This window comes from Mycobacterium sp. (assembly GCF_049683935.1).
Lineage (GTDB): Bacteria > Actinomycetota > Actinomycetes > Mycobacteriales > Mycobacteriaceae > Mycobacterium.
In genome coordinates this window covers 12,279-38,080 of record NZ_JBAUJR010000265.1, presented here as the reverse complement: position 1 = coordinate 38,080, position 25,802 = coordinate 12,279, and the positions used below count along the sequence as shown (strand labels likewise).

Annotated in this window: 26 protein-coding genes; 13 read left to right on the top strand and 13 right to left on the bottom strand. The window is 66.1% G+C overall.

Annotated elements, in window-relative coordinates:
• Positions 1-137: 137 nt before the first annotated feature.
• Genes WA965_RS15575 through purB form a run of 3 tightly spaced genes read right to left on the bottom strand, consistent with a single transcriptional unit; the run spans position 138 to position 3,372 of the window.
• Positions 138-710: a DUF1707 domain-containing protein gene (locus WA965_RS15575; protein ID WP_526294045.1), complete on the bottom strand. Its 573-nt coding sequence runs from the start codon at positions 708-710 to the stop codon at positions 138-140.
• Between the two features lie 20 nt (positions 711-730).
• A complete protein-coding gene (locus WA965_RS15570; protein WP_526294044.1) occupies positions 731-1,957 on the bottom strand; it encodes a cytochrome P450 in 1,227 nt (408 codons plus the stop codon).
• Entirely contained in the window at positions 1,954-3,372 is a 1,419-nt protein-coding gene (gene purB, locus WA965_RS15565) for an adenylosuccinate lyase (protein ID WP_526294043.1), read from the bottom strand. Before purB ends, WA965_RS15570 begins: the two co-directional genes overlap by 4 nt.
• A 53-nt stretch (positions 3,373-3,425) precedes the next feature.
• On the opposite strand from purB, the gene relZ reads away from it, so the two are divergent.
• A complete protein-coding gene (relZ, locus tag WA965_RS15560; RefSeq protein ID WP_526294042.1) occupies positions 3,426-5,150 on the top strand; it encodes a bifunctional ribonuclease/(p)ppGpp synthase in 1,725 nt (574 codons plus the stop codon).
• Here relZ and WA965_RS15555 read toward each other — a convergent pair.
• The 3 genes from WA965_RS15555 to WA965_RS15545 are packed head-to-tail and all read right to left on the bottom strand — an operon-like array spanning position 5,147 to position 8,266.
• A complete protein-coding gene (locus WA965_RS15555; protein WP_526294041.1) occupies positions 5,147-6,589 on the bottom strand; it encodes an amino acid permease in 1,443 nt (480 codons plus the stop codon). The genes relZ and WA965_RS15555 overlap by 4 nt on opposite strands.
• 41 nt (positions 6,590-6,630) lie before the next feature.
• Positions 6,631-7,629, bottom strand: a complete 999-nt coding sequence (locus tag WA965_RS15550) for an SDR family NAD(P)-dependent oxidoreductase (protein WP_526294049.1) — start codon at positions 7,627-7,629, stop codon at positions 6,631-6,633.
• A gap of 28 nt (positions 7,630-7,657) precedes the next feature.
• Positions 7,658-8,266: a TetR/AcrR family transcriptional regulator gene (locus tag WA965_RS15545; protein WP_526294040.1), complete on the bottom strand. Its 609-nt coding sequence runs from the start codon at positions 8,264-8,266 to the stop codon at positions 7,658-7,660.
• 76 nt (positions 8,267-8,342) lie between these two features.
• Here WA965_RS15545 and WA965_RS15540 point away from each other — a divergent pair, with 76 nt between their 5' ends.
• On the top strand, positions 8,343-9,197 hold the full coding sequence (locus tag WA965_RS15540; RefSeq protein WP_526294039.1) for an alpha/beta hydrolase: 855 nt from the start codon (positions 8,343-8,345) through the stop codon (positions 9,195-9,197).
• On the opposite strand, the gene purD is transcribed toward WA965_RS15540, so the two are convergent.
• Complete coding sequence (gene purD / locus WA965_RS15535; protein ID WP_526294038.1) at positions 9,194-10,462, bottom strand: phosphoribosylamine--glycine ligase; 1,269 nt, start codon at positions 10,460-10,462, stop codon at positions 9,194-9,196. The genes WA965_RS15540 and purD overlap by 4 nt on opposite strands.
• Before the next feature lie 116 nt (positions 10,463-10,578).
• Here purD and WA965_RS15530 point away from each other — a divergent pair, with 116 nt between their 5' ends.
• Together WA965_RS15530 and WA965_RS15525 are read left to right on the top strand one after the other, a co-directional pair.
• Positions 10,579-11,811 carry a cytochrome P450 gene (locus WA965_RS15530; protein WP_526294037.1) on the top strand — a complete coding sequence of 411 codons (1,233 nt, stop codon included), beginning with the start codon at positions 10,579-10,581 and terminating at the stop codon, positions 11,809-11,811.
• Between the two features lie 30 nt (positions 11,812-11,841).
• Positions 11,842-12,435, top strand: a complete 594-nt coding sequence (locus WA965_RS15525; RefSeq protein WP_526294036.1) for a TetR/AcrR family transcriptional regulator — start codon at positions 11,842-11,844, stop codon at positions 12,433-12,435.
• A 78-nt stretch (positions 12,436-12,513) separates the two neighbouring features.
• Here the strand turns inward: WA965_RS15525 and WA965_RS15520 are convergent, their stop codons facing one another.
• Genes WA965_RS15520 through WA965_RS15500 form a run of 5 tightly spaced genes read right to left on the bottom strand, consistent with a single transcriptional unit; the run spans position 12,514 to position 17,300 of the window.
• The gene (locus tag WA965_RS15520; protein ID WP_526294035.1) at positions 12,514-13,740 is read right to left on the bottom strand and encodes a hypothetical protein; all 1,227 of its coding nucleotides are present in this window, start codon (positions 13,738-13,740) and stop codon (positions 12,514-12,516) included.
• Positions 13,730-14,170, bottom strand: a complete 441-nt coding sequence (locus WA965_RS15515; protein WP_526294034.1) for a carboxymuconolactone decarboxylase family protein — start codon at positions 14,168-14,170, stop codon at positions 13,730-13,732. Before WA965_RS15515 ends, WA965_RS15520 begins: the two co-directional genes overlap by 11 nt.
• A 14-nt stretch (positions 14,171-14,184) precedes the next feature.
• Positions 14,185-15,051, bottom strand: a complete 867-nt coding sequence (locus WA965_RS15510; RefSeq protein ID WP_526294033.1) for an NAD(P)-dependent oxidoreductase — start codon at positions 15,049-15,051, stop codon at positions 14,185-14,187.
• 5 nt (positions 15,052-15,056) lie between these two features.
• Positions 15,057-15,818: an SDR family oxidoreductase gene (locus tag WA965_RS15505; RefSeq protein WP_237569312.1), complete on the bottom strand. Its 762-nt coding sequence runs from the start codon at positions 15,816-15,818 to the stop codon at positions 15,057-15,059.
• Between the two features lie 12 nt (positions 15,819-15,830).
• A complete protein-coding gene (locus WA965_RS15500; RefSeq protein WP_526294032.1) occupies positions 15,831-17,300 on the bottom strand; it encodes an aldehyde dehydrogenase in 1,470 nt (489 codons plus the stop codon).
• 175 nt (positions 17,301-17,475) lie between these two features.
• Here WA965_RS15500 and WA965_RS15495 point away from each other — a divergent pair, with 175 nt between their 5' ends.
• The 9 genes from WA965_RS15495 (at position 17,476) to WA965_RS15455 (ending at position 24,854) form a co-directional block, all read left to right on the top strand.
• Positions 17,476-18,072 carry a TetR/AcrR family transcriptional regulator gene (locus tag WA965_RS15495; protein WP_526447758.1) on the top strand — a complete coding sequence of 199 codons (597 nt, stop codon included), beginning with the start codon at positions 17,476-17,478 and terminating at the stop codon, positions 18,070-18,072.
• Positions 18,069-19,289, top strand: a complete 1,221-nt coding sequence (locus tag WA965_RS15490; protein WP_526447756.1) for a cytochrome P450 — start codon at positions 18,069-18,071, stop codon at positions 19,287-19,289. The genes WA965_RS15495 and WA965_RS15490 overlap by 4 nt, the downstream gene beginning before the upstream one ends.
• A 10-nt stretch (positions 19,290-19,299) precedes the next feature.
• Complete coding sequence (locus WA965_RS15485) at positions 19,300-20,124, top strand: SDR family oxidoreductase (protein ID WP_526294029.1); 825 nt, start codon at positions 19,300-19,302, stop codon at positions 20,122-20,124.
• Positions 20,124-21,485, top strand: coding sequence for a lanosterol 14-alpha demethylase (gene cyp51 / locus WA965_RS15480; protein ID WP_526294028.1), 1,362 nt, complete (start codon positions 20,124-20,126; stop codon positions 21,483-21,485). Before WA965_RS15485 ends, cyp51 begins: the two co-directional genes overlap by 1 nt.
• Before the next feature lie 5 nt (positions 21,486-21,490).
• Complete coding sequence (gene fdx, locus WA965_RS15475; RefSeq protein ID WP_526294027.1) at positions 21,491-21,700, top strand: ferredoxin Fdx; 210 nt, start codon at positions 21,491-21,493, stop codon at positions 21,698-21,700.
• 2 nt (positions 21,701-21,702) lie between these two features.
• Entirely contained in the window at positions 21,703-22,242 is a 540-nt protein-coding gene (locus WA965_RS15470) for a nuclear transport factor 2 family protein (protein WP_526294026.1), read from the top strand.
• A gap of 91 nt (positions 22,243-22,333) precedes the next feature.
• Positions 22,334-23,461: an NDMA-dependent alcohol dehydrogenase gene (locus tag WA965_RS15465; protein ID WP_526294025.1), complete on the top strand. Its 1,128-nt coding sequence runs from the start codon at positions 22,334-22,336 to the stop codon at positions 23,459-23,461.
• A gap of 90 nt (positions 23,462-23,551) precedes the next feature.
• Positions 23,552-23,980, top strand: coding sequence for a nuclear transport factor 2 family protein (locus WA965_RS15460; protein ID WP_526294024.1), 429 nt, complete (start codon positions 23,552-23,554; stop codon positions 23,978-23,980).
• Entirely contained in the window at positions 23,976-24,854 is an 879-nt protein-coding gene (locus WA965_RS15455) for an SDR family NAD(P)-dependent oxidoreductase (protein WP_526294048.1), read from the top strand. The genes WA965_RS15460 and WA965_RS15455 overlap by 5 nt, the downstream gene beginning before the upstream one ends.
• On the opposite strand, the gene WA965_RS15450 is transcribed toward WA965_RS15455, so the two are convergent.
• Positions 24,835-25,755 carry a TIGR03619 family F420-dependent LLM class oxidoreductase gene (locus WA965_RS15450; RefSeq protein ID WP_526294023.1) on the bottom strand — a complete coding sequence of 307 codons (921 nt, stop codon included), beginning with the start codon at positions 25,753-25,755 and terminating at the stop codon, positions 24,835-24,837. The genes WA965_RS15455 and WA965_RS15450 overlap by 20 nt on opposite strands.
• Positions 25,756-25,802: the final 47 nt, after the last annotated feature.

Genomic DNA, 25,802 nt, shown 5'->3' with positions numbered 1-25,802 from the left:
TCGACAACGAACTCACGAATCTCGGCGATACTGAACCCTGCAGTAATCGACACAACCCAACCCCTTCGCAATAACTCGAACTGACTCACAACGAGCCTGGCAAAGAGGGTGGAATGCAATTCCGGCGTCGAGGCGCGTCAGCCGAGCAGCCGCTTGAGTTTTGTGCCGAACGAATGGCGGGCGGTCAGCGAACCGAACCGGACCTTGCCCCGGACGACGACGTGCAGACGCGGCGACGGCGGACTCGTCGTCACCTTGACCGACGCGGAGGACCCGATGTTGACAACAGCGTTGAGGTCTGCGGTCGCACCGTCGGGCAGGATCAGGTCGGTCGAGCTGAAGTAGTCGTCGATCTCGATCTCGACCACCGGGCCGTGCAGCAGCGCGGACGTGAAATCCAGTGTCGTCGAGCACATCCGGGTGTTGAGACGCAGGCGGGGCGGCACTGTCCACTGACCCTTGCGAGTGATGCTGGACATCCAGCTGCCCAGGACCTCGGGTGGCGCCGGCGCGGCCTGGCGGCGAACATGGGGCAGGTCGGCGATGACGGTGTCCAGTTCCCGGCGGGTTAGCGCGGAGAGCACGACGGTGACCCGCTCGGTGTACTCGTCGAGCGTGAGCATGCCCTGACCGACGGCCTGTTCGAGAATCTGGGTCACTGCGGCACGATCGGCGTCCGATGCCCTGAAATCCGGTTGTCCAGCGTCCATATGGGTCCAGGGTAGGCGGCTCACGCCCCCAGTTCGACCACCAGGTGTCGGATCCCGGTGTGCCGATTGCTGCGTGTCCACTCCACCGGCTCGGCGAGCTGCACCGATGTGAAGCGGCCGAGGAGCTCCTCGAACAGCACCCTGAGCTCGAGGCGAGCCAGGTTCGCGCCCAGGCAGTAGTGCACGCCCTGCCCGAAACCCAAGTGCGGGTTCGGCTTGCGTGTGATGTCGAAGCGGTCCGGGTCGGCGAAGGCGGCGCCGTCCCGATTGGCCGACCCCTCCCACACCAGTACCTTCTGACCTGGCTCGACGGTGTGTCCGCCCAGCGACGCGGACCGGGTGACGGTGCGCCGCTTCGACGGTGACGGTGAAGTCCACCGGACCATCTCCTCGACGGCGGTCGGCAGCAGCCCGGGGTCGGCGCGCAGCGAGTCGAACGATCCGGGCTGTTCGATCAGTGCCAGCAGCCCACCGGCGATCGAGTTGCGGGTGGTCTCCGCGCCCGCGCTGAACAGCAGGTTGAAGAACAGGTAGCTCTCGACGTCCGACAGCTCGGGATCGTCGGAGTTGACCACCACCGACAGCATGTCGTCACTGGGCCGCGCCCGTTTGGCGGCGATCAACTCCTGGCCGTATGCGTACATCCGCGAGCCGGCCTCCTCTACGGACAGCCGGGTGATGGACGCCTTGCGCGAGCCACCGAAGTCGAAGCTGGGCTCGATCGCTTCGAAGAGCCAATGTCGTTCGGATTCAGGAACTCCCAGCAGGATGCAGATCATCTGCATCGGCACCTCGGCGGCCACGTCGGTGACGAAGTCAAAAGGGACGCCGGGTTCGACGTCGTCGAGCAGCCGCCTCGCCCGGTCGCGCAGATCGTCCTCGACGCGACTGATCATCCGTGGCGTCAGACCCGAACTGACCAGGCGGCGCACCGCGGAGTGCCGCGGATCGTCCATCATGTTCAGCAGCTGCCCCGCGATGGACAGATCCTGCAGCAGGGTGCCCCCGAAAGGTCGCCCGCCGCCCGTCACCGACGAGTAGGTCTGCGGATCACGCAGCACCGCAAGGGTTTCCGCGTAGGTAGCGACCGACCAGAAACCTTCGCCGTCGGGTGTGTGCTCGGTGGGCTCGTGCCAGTAGACCGGTGCGTCCTGGCGGTGCAACGCGAACAGTTCATGGGGGAAGCCGCCGGCGAAGTTGTCCAGATCGGTGAAGTCGATCCGGGCCAACTCGGCGGCGCGGGTCACAGAATCGCGCCCGAGGTGTACTTCGCTGCGTCCGGGAAGCGCCCGATCAGATCGTCGACGGCGGCGACCACGCGGTCGACCTGGTCACCCGCCGCACCGGTGAAGACCTGCTTGTCGGCGAGTGCGGCCTCGAGCGCCACCCTGTCCAGCGGTAGTCGGGAGTCGGCGGCGAGCCGGTCCAGCAGGTCGGGCTCGGCGCCGCGTTCGCGCATCGCCAGCGCCACCGCGACCGCGTGCTCCTTGATTACCTCGTGGGCGGTCTCCCGGCCCACGCCGGCCCGCACCGCGGCGATGAGGATCCGGGTGGTCGCCAGAAACGGCAGGTAGCGGTCGAGCTCGCGCTGGATCACCGCGGGATAGGCGCCGAACTCGTCGAGCACCGTCAGGAAGGTCTCGGTCTGGCCGTCGAGGGCGAAGAACGCGTCCGGCAGCGCGACCCGTCGCACCACCGAGCAGAACACATCGCCCTCGTTCCACTGCGCACCCGCGAGTTCGGCTGCCATGGAGCCGTATCCGCGCAGCACGACCTGAAGGCCGTTGACCCGTTCGCAACTGCGGGTGTTCATCTTGTGCGGCATCGCCGAGGAACCGACCTGCCCGGGGGCGAATCCCTCGGTGACCAGTTCGTGTCCGGCCATCAGCCGGATGGTGTGCGCCAGCGACGACGGGCCCGCGCCGAGCTGCACCAGCGCGGAGACGACGTCGTGGTCCAACGACCGCGGATAGACCTGCCCGACGCTGGTGAAGATCTCGCTGAATCCCAGGAACTGCGCGACGCGCCGCTCGAGGTCGGCCAGGCGCCCGGTGTCTCCGTCGAACAGGTCGAGCATGTCCTGCGCAGTCCCCATCGGACCCTTGATGCCACGCAGCGGATAGCGGTCGACGAGCTCACCGACACGATGCAGGGCGACCAGCATCTCCTCCGCGGCCGACGCGAATCGTTTGCCCAGGGTTGTGGCCTGCGCGGCGACGTTGTGGCTGCGACCGGCCATCACGAGGTCCCGGTAGAGCGCTGCACGCTCGGCGAGGCGGGCGACCACGGCGACGCTGTGGGCACGCACGAGCTGCAGCGACTGCCGGATCTGCAGTTGTTCGACGTTCTCGGTGAGGTCCCGGCTGGTCATGCCCTTGTGCACGTGCTCGTGGCCGGCGAGGGCGTTGAACTCCTCGATGCGCGCTTTCACGTCGTGTCGCAGCACCCGCTCCCGAGCGGCGATCGACTCGAGGTCGACGTTCTCGAGCACGCGCTCGTAGTCGGTGAGTGCCCTCTCCGGCACGTCGATTCCGAGCTCGGACTGGGCACGCAGCACCGCCAGCCACAGCCGCCGCTCCGTGACGATCTTGGCCTGCGGCGACCAGATCGCCACCATCTCGTCGCTGGCGTAGCGATTGGCCAACACGTTCGGGATTGTCACGAAGACAGAGCTTACGTGGCCTCAGTTCGCCCCGGATCGTGCAGAGTGGACGGATGCACTTCGTCGGACTCGACCTCGCGTGGGGCGAGAAGAATCAGACCGGGGTCGCGGTCATCGACCCCGACGGGCGGCTGCTGTACGTCGGGGCGGCGCAGGACGACGAGAGCATCACGGCTGCGATCGCCCCGTACGTCGAGGGTGACTGCCTGGTCGCCATCGACGCGCCGCTGATCGTCAAGAACCCGACGGGCCACCGGTCCTGCGAGAAGGCACTCAACCGCGACTTCCAGCGATTCGATGCAGGCGCCCGCCCGGCCTACACCGACAAGCCGGAGTTCAGGCATCCCCGGGGAGCGCGCATCGCCTCCGCGCTCGGATTGGACATGGACCCGGGCTCGACGTCGAACCGGCGTGCGATCGAGGTGTACCCGCACCCTGCCAGCGTGGTGCTGTTCGAGCTGGAGAAGACCTTGAAGTACAAGCGCGGCGCCTTCGAGGACCGGCAGCGCGCGCTGCTGCAGTTGATGACCCACATCGAGGAACTCGACGAGGCGACACCGAGACTGCGCGCCAACCGCAGTGTGTCCTGGGTCGAGTTGCGCAAGCGGGTGCAGGCCGCGACCCGGCCCGGCCAACTCGACCGCGACGAGGATCCCGTCGACGCAGTGCTCTGCGCCTACATCGGGTTGTTCTGGTACCACCGACCCGAGGACGTGGCGATCTACGGCGACTACGAGACCGGCTACATCGTCACCCCGGCGCTGCCCGCCGAGCGCCGCTCACGAGTCCCCAGGGAACGCAAGGCGATTCCGCCTGCAGCTCCCTCACCGGCGGTTGCCGAGTACGCGGCCAGACGCCCCGCGCTCACCGCGGCCACCGACCAGTACCTCGGGCTGGTGACGGGTCTGCTCGACGAAGCGGGCATCAACTACCTGTCGATCGCGGCGCGCACCAAGAGCGTCGAGTCCTTTGCCGCCAAAGCGGATCGGCGTACCGCCGACGGCGCGCTGCTCTACACCGAACCGCTGGTGGAGATCACCGACCAGATCGGGTTGCGTGTCATCACCTACCTCCGCGAGGACGTCGGCGCCGTGGCGAACCTGCTCGCCGAGGAGATGCGGTTGCTCGACGATCGCGACATGGGTCAGGAAACGGCCCGTGAGGGGCGTTGGGGTTATGCCAGCAGACACCTGCTGATCGGCGTGGAAGGGGTACAGCAGCCGGCCTCGATCCAGGTGCGCACCGTGCTTCAACACGCGTGGGCGGAGTTCGAGCACGAGATCCGTTACAAGGGATCGATACCGAAGGCACACGCTCCGGATCTGGACCGCCGGTTCACGCTGGCGGCCGGCCTGCTCGAGTTGGCGGACCGGGAGTTCTCCGCGATCCGAGAACGCCTGCGCACGTCCACCCCCGACGCCAGCCTCCCGGAGCCGGGAAGCGACCCGCGGATTCCGACGCCGGTGCTCGCCACCTACCTCGGGAACCGGTTTCCCGACGCCGGCTGGTCCCGCACCGATCACTACGCCTGGATCTCGGGTCTGCTGTTGAGCCTGGGCGTCGACTCGCTCGACGCGTTGGAGTCGACGCTGAGCGGCGTGGACACCAGTGCGGTCAATACCGCGATGGACTACCGCTTTCCCGCCGGTGCAGTCCGCCGTCTCGACGACGCACTGCTGGCGCTGTTCGGTCAGCGCTATCTGGAGCTGGACGGCAACGCTCATCGGGTCGCGCTGCTGGACAATCGGTTACAGCGACTGCAGGACGGAATTACCTAGTCGTCGGAGGGGCCGGCGCCCAGTTTGGTCGGGTCGGTGATGTGTCCGTCACGGATACCGAGTTGTTTGTTGATCGCCTGGGTGATGAAGAACAACACCACCCCGATGACCACCAGTCCCCCGGCCACGATGTACTGCTGGGCAGGCCGTCCCGACAGCGGAGTGACCAGATACAGCGACGCCAGGAAGCCGACGACCGGCAGCGCGGTCGGTGTCTTGAAGTGCCCACCGGCAGCTTGCACGTCGCGTCGCAGCACCAGCACCGCGACGTTGACCACCGCGAACACCGCGAGCAACAACAGCGACGTGGTGCCGCCCAGCACCGAGATCGCGTCACTGCTGGCGAACGTCGACACGTAGATGATGAGGCCGAACGCGATCACCGTGGTGAACAGGATCGCCACCCACGGCGACCGACGCGTGGGATGCACCGAACCGAGCACCGACGGAAGCACGCGTTGTCGTGCCATGCCGTAGATCAGCCGGCTGGCCATCAGCATGTTGATCAACGCGGTGTTCGACACCGCGAACATCGTGATGAACGGCAGAATGTCGTCGATCGGCAGGCCGGGAGCTCCTGCTTTGACCACCTCGACGAGCGGGGTGTCGCTCTCCTGCAGCTGGCCGACCGGCACCAGGGCCACCGCCACGATCGAGACCAGGATGTAGACCACACCGGCGATCCCCAGACCGCTCAACAGGATCTTGGGGAATGTGTTGACGGGATCCTTGGTCTCCTCGGCCATGTTCACCGAGTCCTCGAAGCCCACCATCGCGAAGAACGCCAGCGATGTGGCGGCGGTGACCGCGAGGAAGGTGCTCTTGTCCTCACCGGTCTCGAAGGCGACGACGCGTGAGAAGTCGACGTCCGCGCCCCCGGTGAAGGCCCAGAACCCGACCATGATCACCACGATCAGACCGGTGATCTCGACGATGGTCAGGACGACGTTGAGCTTGACGCTCTCGCCGACGCCGCGATAGTTGATCGCCGCGAGACCGCCCATGAACATCAAAGCCAACGCCGCGACCGCAAGTTTCGGCGCGTCATAATCCACGCCTTCGAAGAAGTTCGCCGCGAATGCCCTGGAAGCCGTTGAGGCTGAGGTGATTCCGGAGCACATCACGATGAACGCCACAAGGAAGGTGACGAAGTGGATACCAAAGGCCTTGTGGGCGTAAAGCGCTGCGCCCGCCGCCTGCGGATACTTGGTGACCAGTTCGAGATAGCTGAACGCTGTGATGGTGGCGATGACGAAGGCGATGAGGAACGGAAGCCACGCCGCCCCACCGACTTCACCGGCCACGTCGCCGAGTAGTGCGTAGACGCCGGTGCCCAGGATGTCGCCGACGACAAAGAGCAGCAGTAGTCCGGGGCCCATCACCCGCTTCAACTCGGGCTGTTGGTCACCGACCTTCCCACCGGTTTCGGACTCCGCCATCGCGCCTCCCCTTACTCATCGCTGGAATCACTCATCATCGATCAGTCCGGTTGGCTCTGCAGTGTCAACCGCGAAACCTCGTCGAGGAACTCTGCGACCTCCCCGGCATCGTCACCGCGTTGCCAGCCGAACGTCGTCGGACGCTGCATCCGGTCGTGCCAGAAGTGACCGCCCGTTGATTCGGGTCTGGTCGCCACCAACCAGACGGCGGTGTCCGCCCCATCGGCCGCGTCGCGCAGCAGCGGTCGGGTGACGCGGCGGAAGGCGGGCAACGCCTCTGCCACTCCCGGGGTTTCCACCCATCCCGGGTGGGTGCTCTCGACACGAACACCGGTGCCGGCCAAGCGACGGGCCCACTCCGCGGCCAGCACCACCTGCATCCGCTTGGTGCGCGCATACACCCGTACGCCGTCGTAGTCACCGTCTCGGGACTCGAGGTCGGCGGCGCGCAACGGCGTCGTGTACATGCCACCCGACGACATGAAGACCACCGAGGCGCCGTGCGCATTGCGCAGTAGCGGCAGCAACTCCTCGGTCATCACGTGCGGGCCCAGCACATGGCATGCGAGTTGGGTCTCGTGGCCCTGCGGGGTCTCGGTGCGCGTCTTGGGCATCACCCCGGCGTTGTGCACCAGGCCGTGCAATGTATCGATGCGACCGCGCAGATCTGCGGTCCAGGCCCGCACCGCGTCGAGATCGGCGACGTCACAAACCTCCTCGACCACCGACCCCCCGGCGGCCCCCGGCACCGTCGTGCGGATCGCTTCGGAGCTGCGTGTGACCTTCTGCGCGTCGCGCCCGAGCAGGTGGACCGTGGCGCCGAGTCGGGCGAACGAGCCGGCCATCGCCTCGCCGATGCCCGCGGTCGCACCGGTGACGACAACCCTCTTGCCCGCCATCGCCTCCAGCGGCGGGTCGGCAGGCCACCACAGGCGGCGGAGTTGCGAGCCGACCTTCGTGTAACCCAGCACCACGGACCGGTCCAGCGCGGTGTCCGCGGCAGTGGCCAAAAGCCGGCTGATCGTCACCCCCACGGAGATAACCCCGGACCGGAAAAAGCAAACGCCATCAGTCGAACGGCGCGAGCACGTCGATGACGTCGATCAGGGTGGCCCTGGCCGTCGCCCGTGGGCCGTCGCCGTCCCCGACCAGAGCAGCCACCACCGCGCCGTCGACAGCACACACCAGAGCGGTCAGTAGTTCAGCACGCACCGACCTGCCACAGCGTTCCACAACCTCGACCACGGCATCGGTGCGCTGCAGGAGGACGCGACGCTGGATGTCGCGCAGCCTCGGTTGGCGGGCGCAGGCGATGAGGCGCTCGTATCGCGAGATCAGTTGTTCGGTAACACGTTCCGGACTCTCGCCGACCAACAGATCAACGAGGACCTCGGCAGTGGACTCGGCGCCGCGGCGCCGCCGGGACAGCACGGCAACCCGGTCGCGCAACTCCGTCGCCTCCCGCGTTCCGACGTGTTCCACGGCTTTGGCGATGAGGTCTTCGAGCGAGGAGAAGTAGTAAGTCGTCGACGCCAGCGGGAGCCCGGCTCGACGCGCGACGGCACGGTGCCGCACGGCGTCGAAGCCTCCTTCGCAGAGAAGGTCGGCAGCTGCGCTGACCAGCGCATACCGCCGACGTTCTCCCTTAGGAGTGACTGCTGCCGTCACACCCAGCATCGTGCCAGTCAGGGGGTTTCGGCATCGCGGTTTCGACTAATCGGCAGCCATTGCCCACGCTTTCGGCAATGGCATGATGGCGCGCATGCCAGCCATCAACCGTCGCGCCCTACTGACCCTCGGTGTGCGCACCGGCGTCGCCGCAGCGGCCGGAGTCACCGGGGTGTCCGCGTTCGGCGCCTCTGTGGCCGCAGGCGCACCGCCGGCACCACCAGTCCCGGCCCCGACCTACCAAAGCGGTTCGTTTCCGTCCGCGGCCCGCGGCGGCGCAACGACCAACTGGATCATCACCCGGCCGCCCGGTCAGAGCGCGCCACTGCGGCCGGTGATCCTGTTGCACGGTAAGGACTCCAACGCCCAGACAGTGATGTCGATGGGAGCCGAGCGGTTCCTGGCGGATGCGGTACGAGCCGGCGTGCCACCGTTCGCGCTCGCCGCGGTCGACGGCGGTAACGGGTACTGGCACCGGCGCGCCTCGGGCGACGACTCGGGCGCGATGGTCCTCGACGAGTTCCTCCCCCTGCTCGGCGCGCAGGGCCTGGACACCTCCCGGGTGGGTTTCCTGGGATGGTCCATGGGTGGTTATGGCGCCATGCTCCTGGGCTCGCGACTGGGGGCCGGACGCACGGCCGCGATCTGCGCGGTCAGTCCTGCGCTGTGGACATCGCCGGGGGCTGCGGCGCCGGGAGCCTTCGACGGCGGCGCGGACTACGCCGCCAACAGTGTGTGGGGTCTGCCCGCGCTCAACGGGATTCCGCTGCGCATCGACTGCGGCGACGACGACCCCTTTCGTGCCGCGACACAGCAGTTCATCAACCAGCTCGCGACGCCACCGGCCGGGGGCTTCTCTCCCGGCGGGCACGACGCGTCGTACTGGTCTTCCCAGCTCTCGGCCGAGCTGATGTGGGCGGCACCGCTGCTGACGGCTTAGAGCGAGATTCGCCCCTCCGCCGCCGCGAGACCGATGTCGCTGCGAAAGTGGCTGCCGGGCAACCGAATCGATCCGATCCGCGCATAGGCCATCTCGCGCGCGGCCGCCAGGTCCGGTCCGGTGCCCACCACCGACAGCACGCGGCCACCGGAGGACACGATGGCGTCGTCCTCGCGGCGGGCGGTGCCGGCATGCAGCACGCCCTCGGCTTCTGCTCCGTGGATCACGTCGCCGACGCGCGGACGGCCCGGATAGTTCTCCGCGGCGACCACCACGGTCACCGCCGCACCGTCGTGCCACTGCAGCGCAGGCTGGCCGGCGAGTTCGCCGGTGGCAGCGGCCCGCAGCAGCTGACCCAGCGGGGACTCCAGCAGCGCGAGCACCGCCTGGGTCTCCGGATCGCCGAAGCGACAGTTGAATTCGACGACGGCGGGCCCCTTGGATGTGATTGCCAGCCCGGCGTAGAGCAGGCCGGAGAATGAGCTGCCGCGCTTGACCAGTTCGGCGGCAACCGGGGTGACCACCTCGTCGACGATGCGCCGGGTCATCTCATCGGACAACCACGGCAGCGGCGTGTAGGCACCCATGCCGCCGGTGTTGGGTCCGCTGTCACCGTCACCGACTCGTTTGAAGTCCTGGGCCGGCAACAGCGGGACCACTGTGTCGCCGTCGACCACGCAGAACAGCGACACCTCGGGTCCGTCGAGGAACGATTCGAGGAGCACCGGGTGGCCGGCGTCGAGAAGGCTCGCCGCGTGTGCCCGGGCGGCGTCACGATCCGCGGTGACCACCACACCCTTGCCTGCGGCCAGCCCGTCGTCCTTGACCACCCACGCGGGATCTCCGGCGTGGGGTCCGAAGCGGTCCAGAGCGGAGTCGAGGTGGGCCGGGTTGTCGACGATCTCGCTGACGGCGGTGCGCACACCCGCTGCGGTCATCACGTCCTTGGCGAACGACTTCGAACCTTCGATGCGCGCCGCGTCCTTCGTCGGGCCGAAGCAGGCGATGCCTGCCTCTCTCACCGCGTCGGCGACGCCGAGCACCAGCGGCACCTCGGGCCCGATGATCACGAGGTCGGCACCGATACGTCGGGCCAGGGCGACCACGTCCGCCCCCGACGTCACGTCGAGCTCGTACTGGTCGGCGACCGCTGCCGTGCCCGCATTGCCGGGGGCTATGGACAGCCCGTCGACCTCCGGGTCTCGGCGCAGCGCGAGCAGCAGCGCGTGTTCACGGGCTCCGGATCCGACCACCAGGACGTGCACAGATGCCCACCCTAGTGCCCTCACGCCCGGCAGCGTCCATGTCCTCGGCCATACAGTGAAGCGGCACAGTGTATGGTCAAACGAAAGTGCCGTACGTCACATGCGAAGGACAGACCATGACCACCGCTCCCAGCTGCCCGTTCCTGCCCAAGGGGTACGACTTCACCGACCCGGACGTCCTGCTCAAAGGCATTCCCGTCACCGAGTTCGCGGAACTGCGCAAGACCGCACCGGTCTGGTGGAACGCACAGGACGAGTCGATCTTCGACGACGGCGGCTACTGGGTGATCACCCGGCACGCGGACATCAAGTCGATCTCGCGGGACGGCGCGCTGTGGTCGACCAACCGCAAGGGGGCAGTGATGCGCCTGCCCGACGGTGTCACCGCCGAGCAACTCGACCTGACCAAGGCCCTTCTGATCAACCACGACGCCCCCGAGCACACGAGGTTGCGCAAGATCGTCTCGCGGCTCTTCACCCCCAGGGCGATCGCGGCACTGGAGGAGCGCCTGGCGGTTGCCGCGCGTGACATCGTGCGGGCCGCGGCCGAGAAGGACGCCGGCAATTTCGTCGACGACATCGCGGTGGGCCTACCCCTACAGGCCATCGCCGATCTCATCGGCGTGCCCGAGGCCGACCGCGAAAAGCTCTTCCACTGGACCAACTGCATCATGAACACCGACGATCCCGACTTCGACTCCGATCCCACCGTCGCCAACGCCGAGTTGATGGGCTACGCCTACAACATGGCCGAGGAGCGGCGCCGCTGCCCTGCCGACGACATCGTCACCAGGCTGATCCAGGCCGACATCGATGGGGAGGCGATGGGCGACGTCGAGTTCGCGTTCTTCGTGATCCTGCTGGCGGTCGCCGGCAACGAAACCACCCGCAACGCGATGACCCACGGGATGAACGCATTTCTCGAGAACCCCGATCAGTGGGAACTGTTCAAGCGTGAGCGGCCGGACACCGCGGTCGAGGAGATCATCCGCTGGGCCACCCCGGTGCACTGTTTCCAGCGCACGGCCCTCGCCGACGTCCAACTCGGCGACGTCACGGTCGCCGAGGGGCAGCGGGTCGGCTTGTTCTACAGCTCGGCGAACTTCGACGACGAGGTCTTCGACCGTCCGTTCGAGTTCGACATCCTGCGCAACCCCAACCCCCACTTGGCTTTCGGTGGCAACGGCGCGCACTTCTGCATCGGCGCCAACCTCGCCCGGATGGAGATCAAACTGATGTTCAACGAGCTCGCCGATCAGATCCCCGACATCACGAGGCTGTCCGAGCCGCTGCGGCTACGGTCGGGGTGGATCAACGGCGTCAAGGATCTCCAGGTCGCCTACCGCTGACGCCGCCACGGGGTGGCCTAAGGTTCCTTGGTGCGCACCCACGGTTGGTCAGGGGCCAAACCCTCCTCGGACGAGGAAGCGATCGCCCGAATTCTGAGTGCCGCGGGAAAGGCGATCGAGGAGCACGGGGCCGACTTCAGCATCTCCGACGTGGCCCGCACAGTCGGGGTCACCCGCCAGACCGTGTACCGCTACTTCTCCAGCACCGAGGCGCTGCTCGTCGCCGCGGCGGTGCACGCCGTCGACGGCTTCCTCGACCGGATGACCGCCCACATGGCCGGGCTGCGCGAGCCCGCCGAGGCAGTCACCGAAGCCCTTGCGACGGCGCTCGAGTGGCTGCCGAGAGAGAAGTACATCGGACTGCTCTTGATGCCCACCGGGACCCGACACGTCGAATCGGTGACCTCCGACATCGCCCTGCGGTTCGGACGGGACATGGTCGGACGGCTCGATGTCGATTGGGAGGCCGCCGGCTACGCCGATGCGGATCTCGACGAGCTTGCCGAGCATCTGCTGCGGATCCTGCAGTCGTTCGTGATCGATCCGGGCCGCCCGCCTCGCCGCGGCGATGAACTTCGCGCCTACATGCGCCGCTGGGTGGGCGGCGCGCTGCTCCCCCGGTGAGCGACGCCGAATGCACGGTATCTGATGAATTTCCGACCAGATCCATCAGAAACCGTACGCTCGGCGAACATTGCCGCGTCAGACCACGGTCAGCGGCAACGACTTCCGATCTTCGAACACCCATGACGCCCCACCGCTGAACTCGGTCACCTGGACCTCGGACAGCTTCTTGGCCGCCGTGTCGGTCTCGATGACCCGCACGGTCCAGTCCGACTCGGTGCCGGAGACCTCGGCGCGCAGGTGGGGGTCGACCGCCTGCACGATCGCCTGCAGCGGCAGGTCGGCGACCGGTGATACCAACGTGATCCACGAGTCGTCCTCGTAGGCCGGTGAGCGCCGCACGTGCACGAAATCGGGGTCCACGTCGGCGTACACGTACGCCGCCGGGTTCAGCAGCGGATGCAGTTCGAGGACCCGCAGCGCACCCTCGGGTCCGCCGGGAAGCCTCAGAGCCTTGTGGATTCGCTCGGCCGCCACCCCAGCGATGCCGATCAGCTGCTTGGTGCGGATGGAACGTGCCAGCGCCGCATCGTCTTTCGCGCGCTTCTCGACCGCCAACGTGAACGACAGCACCAACAGGTGCATCTGCAGGCAGACCTCATCGGCGATGCGCACCAGGGCCGAATGCGAGAACGCGCCGAAGTCCACGTCGGCCAGAAGCTCTCCCGAATAGTTGGACATGCCTTCGTCGTTCGGGTCGATCGCGTCCAGTTCGCACGAATGTGCGCGGCTGGCCGCGACGACGTCCATCGCCGGGATGAACGGCACCTCCGGATACGATTCGTCGATGATCACCGTCCACCGGCAGTGCGGGTGCTGATCCGACGGTGTCCTGGGCGGCCGGTGGATGGGCCGCACCTGAGCCTTGCGGTTGGTGGCCAGCGCCGTCGCGTCGAACGTCGGGTCCTCGATGTCGTGGCACATGCCGTGGACGTATTCCTCGCCCATCGGTTCGACGTCGAGCAACGCGCCACAGTGATTCAGGTAGAACTCGCCGTGCCACCGGTCGTGCACGATGTAGCGGAAGTCCATGAACTGGGGTGGGGCGCCGATGTCGAGCTGCAGCCCCTTGAACAGGGTGAAGATATCGACGCCCTCGTACTCGAGCGCCTTCTGCATCCGCTTGGTGTACAGCGGACTCGAGGCCGCCCACTCCTCGATGGCGACCTGCAGCATCTCGTCCCGACCCCACGCGCTGATGCAGTGGGCCATTCCCGACCGGTCGATGAGCTGACCGATCAACAGCAGCTCAGGCACCAGCGTGGCGAGTTCGTCGCGCGACAGCGCGGCATACCTACTCATCATCGAGCTTGCTTCCCGAATGCATCTTCAACGCCGCGTTGACGTTCCCTTTTTTGTCTTCACCAGAACCCCGCTCGGCGTCCTTCTTCCTCTTGCCCGCCACCTTCGTCACCACGCCGTCGAGCTTGGAGCCCAACGGGAAGCCGAGATAGTGGGTGAGGAAGATGGCCATCTCCTTGAGCTCGTCGACCGTGAGCTCGCCGTTGTGCAGCGCCGCGTTGACCTGGATCTCCGCGAGATCCGAGATGCCCAGTGCGGTCACGCACGTCAGCGTCATCATCCGCTTCTCGCGCATCGACAGGCCCGGCCGCGACCAGATGGTGCCGAAGAGATGGTCCGCGGTGAGCGCGAAGTAGTCCCCCGGCATGTCCGGCATCTCCCAGCCGTAAACCTCGTTCATCTTCTCGAGGCCTTTGCGGCGCAGCTCGTCCATAATTCGATTCCTTCCTAACCTTCGTCGCCGGTCGAGGTGGTGTGCGGTACGCCGAGCCCGGCGGCCAGGTTCTGCAGCGCGATCTCGGCCAGAGGCAGGTCGACCCCCGTCGCCGTGCCGAGCCCGAGCGCGAGCTTCAGATCCTTTTCGGCCAACCCGCGGGTGTGGACGAACATGTCGTACACGAAGTGGTCGGGCTGCAGCGGTGCGGTGTCGTCGCGGACCATGATCGCCCCGGGCCCGCCACTCTGGGCGTCGCTGTGCCGCACCACCCGTCCCAGCTTCTGCAGGTCGATGCCAGCCGCCTCCGCCAGGTTCTGCGCCTCGCACGCCGCGGCGAAACCGATGAACGTCAACATGTTCCGTGCCAGCTTCATCCGGGTTCCCGCGCCCGGCTCGCCGGCACGGACCACCATCGACGCCCACTGCTTGAACACCGGTTTGACCTTGCCGTACGCGTCCTCGTCGGCGCCGACCATGACGGCCAACTCACCCTTGTCCGCGGCCCCGGCGCCACCGCTGACCGGAGCGTCGACGATGTGAATCCCCTTGGGCCGCAGCTGCTCAGCGAGCCCTGCCGCGGTGTCCGGTTCGATCGTGGAATGGATCGCGATGATTGTCCCGGGGTCTGCGTGCGCCGCGAGTTCGCCGACCACGTCACGCACCTGCTCGTCGGTGAGCACGGTGACGCTGATGACGTCGGCTTCGGCTACCTCGGCCACGCTCTTCGCCGGCGTCGCGCCCAGTTCGGTCAGCGGCGCCATCGCGTCGGCGCGAACGTCGAAGACGATGAGACCGCCGGGCCAGCCGGCGAGCCGCTTGGCCATCGGCGCGCCCTGATTCCCCAGGCCGATATAGCCGATCTTGAGGTCATCGTTCATCAGTGTCACCGGATGATCTGTCCGCCGTCGACATTGAATATCTGCCCGGTCACCCACTTGGCCTGATCCGACAGCAGGAAAAGACACATTCCGGTGAGATCGTCCACTTCACCCATGCGCGACAACGGAATACCCTTCACGATGTCGGCGACCATCTCCTGCGGGGTGGTGGTGCGGTTGGCCTCGGTGTCGATCGGGCCGGGCGCGATCGCGTTGACCCGGATGTTCTGCCCGCCGAGTTCGGTGGCCAACTGCTGGGTCAGGCCGTTGATGCCGACCTTCGCCAAGCCGTAGAAGTTCGAGTACAACCACGCCGCGGTCGAGGACTGGTTGACGATCGCCCCTCCCCCGCGCTTGGCCATCTTGCGGTACACCGCCCTGGTGCACACCAACGCGCCGTCCATGTTCACGCTCATGAACTTCTTGTAGTAGTCCCAGTCCACGGTGATGAGGAAGTCCAACTTCATCCCGCCGAAGATGGCCGCGTTGTTGACCAGGTAGTCGATGCCGCCGAACTCCGACAGTGTCTGCGCCGCCATCTCCTTGGCGGAATCGGGGTCGGAGACGTCGACCCTGACCGCCAGCGCATTGCCGCCCTCGCCCTTGATGCCGTCGACGACCTTCTGGGCGCCCTCGGTGTTGATGTCAGCGACGACGACCGCGGCACCCTCGCGCGCGAGCGCCTCGGCGTAGGCCTGCCCGATGCCGCCGCCGGCGCCGGTGACGATGGCCACCTTCTCCTTGAACTGATCCCCATACAGACCCACTGATGCCTCCTCTTAGTTCGCTGCCGTGGCAATCGCTTTGATCTCGAGGTACTCCTCGAAACCCGCAAGACCCATTTCCCGGCCGATGCCCGATTGCTTGTATCCGCCGAACGGCATGTCCGCCGAGTACCAGACGCCGCCGTTGATGTTCACCGTGCCGACCCGCAACCGAGCCGCCACCGCATTCGCCCGCTCGAGGTCGGGCGAGAACACAGTGCCGGACAGACCGTAGGGCGAGTCGTTGGCGATCCGGACCGCGTCGTCGTCACCGTCGTGAGCGATCACCGTCAGCACCGGACCGAAGATCTCTTCGCGGGCCACCTTGGCGTTGTTGTCCAGCCCGGCGATCACCGTCGGCTCGATGAAGAAGCCGGTGTCACGATCGGCGGGACGGCCGCCGCCACAAGCGAATCGGCCACCTTCGGCGATCGCGGAATCCAGGTAGGCCTGAATACGGTCACGCTGCACTGCCGAGATGACCGGCCCGCAGATCGTGCCCGACTTCGTCGGATCACCCGGCTTGAGACCACCCATCGTGGCCGCGGCCGCCTCGACAGCCTCGTCGTAGCGAGCCCGGGGCACCACCAGCCGGGTGGTGATCGCGCAACCCTGTCCGGCGTGCATCGAAGCGGTGAACGCCGCCATCGAGCACGCGCCACCGAGATCGGCGTCGTCGAGGACGAGGAACGCAGACTTGCCGCCCAACTCGAGGAAGACCTTCTTCAGGGTGGCGGCGCCGTCGGCCATCACGGCGCGGCCGGTCGCGGTCGAACCGGTGAACGAGACCATGTCCACCCGAGCGTCTTTCGACAGCAGAGCCCCGACGCCGTGGTCGCTGGACGTGACGATGTTCAGCACCCCGGCAGGGATGTCGGTGTGCTCGGTGACGAACTCGCCGAGCACCGCGGCACACCACGGGGTGTCCGGGGCCGGCTTGAGCACCACGGTATTGCCGGCGGCCAGCGCCGGACCGATCTTGGCGAGGTTGATCTGGTGGGGGAAGTTCCACGGGGTGATTGCGCCGACCACACCGATCGCCTCTCGGGCGACCGTCCGCTGCGTCTTGATTCCCATCGGTGACGCGATGCCGAGATCGGTTCGCCACTGGTAGTTCTCGGCGGTGTCGGCCGAGAACGAGAGGTCGGCGACCGGCCCCTCGAGCTGAGCGGCCGCGGTGAGCATCTTCGGGGCGCCCACTTCAGCGATGGTCAGCTCCCGCAGCTGTTCGACGTTTGTGGTCATCGCCTCCTGAAGCTGGCGGATGCAACGCACCCGCAGCTCGGTGTTGGTCGACCAGTCCGTCTCGTCGAAGGCGCGCCGCGCGGCGCCGATCGCGGCGCTCATGTCCTCGACGCTCGCGTCGGCGGCGACCCCGAGCGTCTCCTCGGTGGCGGGATTGACGGTGGAAAAGGTGCCTGAGCTGCCGGCGACGAGCTTGCCGTCGATGAGCAGCCGGCTCTCGCGATCGGTCAGGATTTCCATCCGACCTCCTGTCTATGATTTCTGGACAGCTGTCCGACTGAATTCCTCCGAACGATAGCCCCACACCTGCGAAGGAGGCAAGAACGGGCTTCGTAAGGCGTTCACTAAATGGCTTTGAACTGGCTATTCATGAATACGCTTGCCTGCAGACCGTCACGTCCGATAACTTGGACATGTGTCCAGTGATGCAGCCGCCGCGCTCGCAGCTCAGGCGCAGCCGAATCCCCGCAATCGACGACAGGAAGAGACTTTTCGCAAAGTCCTGTCGGCCGGCGTCGAGATGCTGCGCGAGTCGTCGTATGCAGATCTGACGGTCCGCGCGGTCGCCGCCAGGGCCAAGGTCGCTCCAGCGACCGCCTACACCTACTTCTCGTCGAAGAACCACCTGATCGCCGAGGTCTACCTGGACCTCATGCAGCAGGTCGAGTACTTCACCGACGTCAACGACAGCAGGGCCACCCGCGTGGAGAAGACCCTGCGCAGCATGGCCCTCACGCTTGCCGACGATCCCGAGGTCGCTGCGGCATGCACGACGGCGCTGCTCTCCGGCAACGATGCCGCGGTGCGCGCCGTTCGCGAGCGGATCGGCAGCGAGATCCACCGCCGCATCCGCGCGGCCGTCGGCCCCGACGCGGATCCGCGCACACTGGCCGCATTGGAGATGACATTCTTCGGCGCGCTGGTCAACGCCGGAAGTGGGGCGTTCACCTATCACCAGATCGCCGACCGGCTGAGCTACGTGGTCGGCCTCATCGTCGGGGAGGACCGATGACCATCAACAACGGCGCCGTGAGCGACGTCATTCTCGATCCCTACGACTACCACTTCCACGAGGACCCCTACCCGTACTACCAGCGGCTGCGCGACGAGGCACCGCTGTACCGGAACGAGGAGCTGGGGTTCTGGGCGCTGTCGCGCCATCGGGATGTGTTGCAGGGATTCCGCAACAGCACCACGCTGTCCAACCGCGAGGGCGTGTCCCTGGATCCGGTGTCTCGCGGACCGCACGCTTCCAAGACGATGTCGTTCCTGGCGATGGACGATCCGGACCATCTCCGGCTGCGCACGCTGGTGTCGAAAGGGTTCACCCCGCGCCGGATCCGCGAACTCGAGCCCCGGGTCACCGAGATCGCGGTGCAGCACCTCGATGTGATGATCGAGAAGGCCAACAGCGGCGTCGTTGACTACGTCGGCGAATTCGCCGGCAAGCTGCCGATGGACGTCATCTCCGAACTGATGGGTGTCCCGCAGGCCGATCGCGACCAGGTACGCGCCTGGGCCGACGGCGTGATGCACCGCGAGGACGGTGTCAACGACGTGCCCGCAGCGGCCATCGAGGCTTCGTTGAACCTGATCGTCTACTACCAGGACATGGTGGCCGACCGCCGCAATAAGCTCACCGACGACCTCACCTCGGCACTGCTGGAGGCCGAGATCGACGGTGACCGGCTCACCGATGACGAGATCATCGGGTTCATGTTCCTGATGGTGATCGCCGGAAATGAGACCACCACCAAACTCCTTGCCAATGCCGCTTTCTGGGGACACAAGAATCCGGACCAGCTCGCCCCGGTCTTTCAGGACGAGGCCCGGATTCCGCTGTGGGTCGAGGAGACCCTGCGCTACGACACGTCCAGCCAGATCCTGGCCAGGATGGTCTCCGGCGAGCTCACCCTGTATGACACCACCATCCCCGACGGTGATGTGCTGCTTCTTCTTCCGGGCTCCGCGCACCGCGACGAGCGGGTCTTCGAGAACCCGGACGACTATGTCATCGGGCGGGAGATCGGTTCGAAGTTGATGAGTTTCGGTAGTGGCGCACACTTCTGCCTCGGCGCACACCTCGCCCGGATGGAGGCGCGAGTGGCCCTTGCCGAGTTGTTCAAACGAATCCGCGGCTTCGAGGTCGACGAGGACAACGCGGTCCGCGTCCACTCCAGCAATGTGCGCGGTTTCGCTCACCTCCCCATGTCCATCCAGGTCCGCTGAAAGGGCGTAGATGCCTCGTTTTGAACCCCTGCCCGGCCGTCGGCCAGCTCTCGTCGCCGGCGCCTCCTCCGGGATCGGTGCGGCCACCGCCGTCGACCTCGCCGCTCACGGCTTCCCGGTGGCACTCGGCGCACGCCGGGTGGAGAAGTGCCAGGAACTCGTCGACCAGATCCGCGCCGAGGGCGGCGAAGCGATCGCGGTCCACCTCGACGTCACCGATCCCGACTCGGTCAAGGCCTGCGTCGAGCAGACGACCTCGGAGCTCGGTGACATCGAGGTGCTGATCGCCGGAGCCGGTGACACGTACTTCGGCAAGCTCGACTCGATCAGTACCGAACAGTTCGAGTCGCAGATTCAGATCCACCTGATCGGCGCCAACCGGGTGGCCGCCGCCGTGCTCCCGGGCATGATCGAACGCCGGCGCGGGGACTTGATCTTCGTGGGATCCGATGTGGCGCTGCGCCAACGGCCGCACATGGGCGCGTACGGGGCAGCCAAGGCTGCGCTCGTCGCGATGGTCACCAACTATCAGATGGAACTCGAGGGCACCGGCGTCCGCGCCTCCATCGTGCATCCGGGGCCGACCAAGACGTCGATGGGCTGGAGCCTGCCCGCCGATCTGATCGGCCCCGCCCTCGAGGACTGGGCGAAATGGGGTCAGGCCCGCCACGACTACTTCCTGCGGGCGGCCGACCTGGCGCGTGCCATCACGTTCGTCGCCGAGACGCCGCGTGGTGGGTTCATCGCCAACATGGAGCTCCAACCCGAGGCCCCGCTGAACACCGCCCCGGCAGAGCGACAGAAGTTGACCCTGAACGAGGAGAACCTGAACTGATGACCACCACCGCAGAGGTGCAACGGGTCTCCGGCGGCGAAGAAGAACACGGCCACCTCGAGGAGTTCCGCACCGACCCGATCGGCCTGATGAAGCGGATCCGCGAGGAGTGCGGGGATGTCGGCTGGTTCCAGCTGGCCGGCAAGCAGGTCGTCATGCTGTCCGGCGCGGAGGCCAACGAGTTCTTCTTCCGCTCCAGCGACGCTGAACTGAACCAGGCCGAGGCCTATCCCTTCATGACACCGATCTTCGGTGAGGGCGTGGTGTTCGACGCCGACCCGGAGCGTCGGGCTGAGATGCTGCACAACACCGCACTACGCGGCGAGCAGATGAAGGGTCACGCGGCGACCATCGAGAACGAGGTCAAGAAGATCATCGCCGGCTGGGGCGACGAAGGCGAGATCGAACTGCTCGACTTCTTCTCCGAGCTGACGATCTACACCTCGACGGCCTGCCTGATCGGACTGAAGTTCCGCGAGCAGCTCGATCGCCGGTTTGCCGAGTACTACCACCAACTGGAGCGTGGCACCGATCCGCTCTGCTACGTCGATCCCTATCTCGACATCGAGAGCTTCCGCATCCGCGACGAGTCACGCGTCAAACTCGTTGCGCTGGTCCAGGAGATCATGGACGGGCGAATCGCCAACCCGCCCGAGGGCAAGGAGGATCGGGACCTGCTCGACGTGCTGGTCTCGATCAAGGACGACGAGGGCAATCCCCGCTTCACCGCCAACGAAGTCACCGGCATGTTCATCTCACTGATGTTCGCCGGGCACCACACCAGCTCGGGTACCTCATCGTGGACGCTGATCGAGTTACTCCGCAACCCCGAGGTGTACGCGCAGGTTCAGCAGGAACTCGACGAGCTCTACGCCGACGGCCAGGAGGTGAGTTTCCATGCTCTGCGCCAGATTCCGAAGCTCGACAACTCGCTCAAGGAGACGTTGCGCCTCCATCCACCGCTGATCATCCTGATGCGCGTCGCACAGGACGAGTTCGAGGTGGCGGGCTTCCCGATTCACAAGGGACAGTTCGTCGCCGCATCGCCGGCGATCTCGAATCGAATCGCCGAGGACTTTCCCAACCCGGACGACTTCGACCCCGATCGTTACCAGAAGCCACGTCAGGAAGACCTCGCCAACAGGTGGACGTGGATCCCTTTCGGCGCGGGCAAGCATCGCTGCGTCGGAGCGGCTTTCGCCCAGATGCAGATCAAGGCGATCTTCTCGGTCTTGTTGCGCGAGTACGAATTCGAGATGTCTCAGCCCGCCGACAGCTACCGCAATGACCACTCCAAGATGGTCGTGCAGCTGGCGCAGCCGGCGAAGGTGCGCTACCGCAGGCGAGTCGAAAAGGACTGACCCCCATGGGTTGCTACCGCGTAGAACTCGACGAAGACCTGTGCCAGGGCCACGCCATGTGCGAACTGGAAGCACCGGATGTGTTCCGGGTGCCCAAGCGCGGCGTCGTCGAGATCCTCGACCCCGAACCACCCGACGAGATCCGTGAGGATGTCGAGCGGGCGATCGAGATGTGTCCCACCCAAGCAATTTCCATGACCGAGAAGGAGACCTGACAATGGCGTCGAGACAAGAGCTGGAAGACTGGGTCGAGCGCTGGCTGAAGGCCAACCGCGATGCCGAGGCGGCCGGCGACTGGAAGCCGATGGCGGACTTCTACACCGAAGACGCCACCTACGGCTGGAACATCGGCCCGAAGGAAGACGTCATGTGCATAGGCCGCGACGAGATCCGCGACGTCGCCCTCGGCCTGGAGATGGAGGGCCTGGAGAACTGGGTCTACGAGTACCAGAAGACGCTGATCGACGAGAAGCAGAACGAGATCGTCGGCTTCTGGAAGCAGATCGCCAACAAGAGCGACGGCACCCGCGACGAGATCTACGGCATCGGCGGCAGCTGGTTCCGGCTCAACGATCAGCTGCTCATCGAGTGGCAGCGTGACTTCTTCGACTTCGGCCATGTACAGAAGGCGTTCGTGAAGCTGATCGAGTCGGGCGACCTGACACCCACCATGCAGAAGCGCATCGAACGGTCCGTGGCCGGAGAGAAGCTGCCGGGCTACTACCCGCTCGGCGAGGCCCCCACCCCGATCTGGTAGCTCCCACCCAAGCGGTTGCTTGGGGGGTACGTGATGTGGCTAACTAGAGCCTCTAGTCTTGAGCCACCGGCTCTAGTCGAAAGCAGGAGATATGAAGACCAAAGGCGCTCTGATCTGGGATTTCAACCAGCCGTGGTCGATCGAGGAGATCGAGATCGGCGATCCCGTCAAGGACGAGGTGAAGATCCAGATGGAAGCGGCTGGCATGTGCCATTCCGACCATCACCTCGTCACCGGCGACATTCCGATGGCAGGGTTCCCGGTGCTCGGCGGACACGAAGGCGCAGGCATCGTCACCGAGGTCGGACCCGGGGTGGAGAACGTTGCGGTCGGCGACCACGTCGTGCTGTCGTTCATCCCGTCGTGCGGTGAGTGTCCGACGTGTCAGAGCGGTAAGCGCAACCTGTGCGATCTGGGCGCACTGCTGCTGACCGGCACCGCCGTGTCGGATGGAACCCATCGCGTGACGGCCAACGGCAAGCCGGTCATCCCGATGACCCTGCTGGGCACGTTCAGCCCGTACATGGTCGTCCACAAGAGCTCGGTCGTGAAGATCGACCCGTCCATCCCGTTCGAGGTGGCCTGCCTGGTCGGCTGCGGCGTCACCACCGGCTACGGCTCGGCGGTCCGCAGCGCAGACGTCCGCCCCGGTGACGACATCGCGATCGCCGGCATCGGCGGCGTCGGCATGGGCGCCCTGCAGGGCGCGCTCAACGCCGGTGCACGCAACATCTTCGCGATCGACCCGATCGAGTGGAAGCGGGATCAGGCACTCAAGTTCGGTGCGACGCACGCCTACCCCGATCTCGCCTCGGCGATGATGGGCGTTGCGGAGGTCACCCACGGAAAGATGGCCGACAAGACCATCATCACCACCGGTGAGCTCAAGGGCGAGGACATCGACAACTACCTCAACATGACCGCGAAGGGCGGCACCTGCGTGGTCACGGCGGTGGCCAACATGATGGAAACCAGCGTGACGCTGAACCTGGCGATGCTCACACTGATGCAGAAGAACCTGCAGGGCACCATCTTCGGTGGCGGCAACCCGCATTACGACATCCCGCAGCTGCTGTCGATGTACAAGGCCGGTCGGCTCAACCTCGACGATATGGTCACCCGGCAGTACAAGCTGGAGCAGATCAACGAGGGCTACCAGGACATGCTCGAGGGCAAGAACATCCGCGGCATCATCCGCTACACCGACGCTGATCGGTAGCCCCCCAAACCCTCCGCGGAATTGCATTCCAGCAGGTAAAGTTCGAGTGGAGCTCTGCTGGAATGCAATTCCGGCGAAAGAAGGAGTCACATGACCGACACAGCGCTGGCACCGGTTGTCGCCGCATCGCAGAAATCCTGGCAGTGCGTGCAGTCCGGCGACCGGGAGGGCTGGCTGGCGCTGATGTCCGACGACATCGTCGTCGAGGATCCGATCGGCGAGGCAGTCACCAACCCCGACGGCACCGGCGTGCGTGGCAAGGAAGCCCTCGGGGCGTTCTACGACGCCAACATCGGCCCGAACACGCTCCGCATCACCTGCGAGGAGACATTCCCGTCGAGCAGTCCGACGGAGATCGCCTACATCCTGGTTCTGGAGACCACCTTCCCGAACGGATTCGTGGCGACCGTGCGCGGAGTGTTCACCTATCGGGTCGACGACGCCGGGCTGATCACCAACCTGCGCGGCTACTGGAACATGGACGCGATGACGTTCACACAGAACGAGAGCACGGATTAACCCAGGACCATCGGGCACCCTCGCGGGCCGCGGCGCCGTTGTCGTCGGCGGTAGCCGCGGGGTGGGTTTGGCGGTCTCCGAACTGCTGGCCGGTCATGGCGTCGGGGTCGTGGTCAACGGCCGCGATGAAGAGGCGGCCGCGCAAGCGGCGCAACACATCCCAGGCGCGGTCAGCCACCCCGGATCGCCCGCCGACCCAGCGGTCGCCGACTCTTTGGTCCAGACGTGTGTGCGCGAGTTCGGCGGCATCGACATCCTGATCAACTGCGCGGGCACCGCTGAGCCGGCCGGATCGTCGATTCTGACCGTCACCTCCGAACAGTTTCACGACCTGCTCGACGCCCACCTGACCACCGCGTTCGAGATGTGCCGCGCCGCAGCACCGCGGATGGCCGAACAGCGCTCGGGCGCCATCGTCAACACCAGCTCGTTCGCCTACCTCGGCGACTACGGGGGTACCGGATACCCGGCGGGCAAGGGTGCGGTGAACGGCCTGACCCTCGCCGTCGCCGCCGAGCTCAAGGAGTACGGGGTGCGGGCCAACGTGGTGTGTCCCGGCGCGAAAACGCGGCTCTCCACGGGACCCGACTACGAGTCGCACATCGCCGAGCTCAACCGTCGCGGGTTGCTCGACGAGGTCAGCACCCAGGGCGCGCTCGACGCAGCGCCGCCGGAGTATGTGGCACCCACGTACGCCTACCTCGTCAGCGATCTCGCCGAGCACGTCACGGGCCAGATCTTCATCGCCGCAGGCGGTTTCGTCGGCCGTTTCGACCGCCCGACCCCGGCGATCATCGCCTATCGGGACCACCACGACTCACCCCCATGGACGATCGAGGAGATCGCCGCGAAGTTCAGGGCACCTGCGGTTTGATGACCTCGATCACCCACTGCGCGTAGTCGAGGTATTCGTCGACGCCGCCGACAGGCGGAATCGGCACCGCGCTGACCGTGACTCCCTGCTCGCCCAGCCAACTCAGGCGATCGACGATCTCTGTCTCGCTCATTCCGGGACGACCGTCAGGATCGTCCCGCACAGTGTGGCCTTCGCCCACTCGTCTCGTGCCCAGGCCGTGCACGACGTCGAAGGGCCTTCCGTCGTAGTGGGGTTGGGACTTGATGAACTCGACCCGTTCGGCGATCTTCTCCTGCGGCGTGAGGAAAGACCACCACCCGGAAGCGAACTTTGCGGCCCTGCGCAACGCCGCATCGGCGTCTCCACCGATCCAGATGGGAAGGTGCGGTTTCTGCACCGGCTTGGGCTCGAACGCCATTTCTCCGAAGGAAACGTATTTCCCGTCGAAGCGCGGAGAGTCGCTGGTCCACAGTTCCTTGATCACCGCGAGATACTCGTCCGCCATGGCGCCACGCTCCCGAAAAGGAACACCGAGCGCCTCGAACTCGCCCTCGAGCCATCCCACGCCGAACGTAACCATCATCCTGCCGCCGCTCATCCAGTCAGCAGTGGCCACTGCTTTGGCCAGGACAATCGGATGCTGCAGCGGCAGCACGGTGATGCACGAGTTGAGCCGTATCCGTTCGGTCGCACCGGCGAGATACGCCTGGGCCACCGTCGACTGCAGGTAGTGCGGTCCCGACAACTCGACATGCTCGATCGGGATCACGAAGTGCTCTGGAACCGCGATCATGTCGTAGCCCCACGCATCCGCGCACTTGGCCATCCGGGTCTGGTCGGCGCCCGTCACCGATCCCTCCCAGGGCTGCGACATCGCTTTGAGCCGGAGCATGTGAGGAAGATTGAAGACGAGCTGCATACAGCGACTCCGATGTCGTGGCGCCCGGGGCACTCTCGGGATCCACC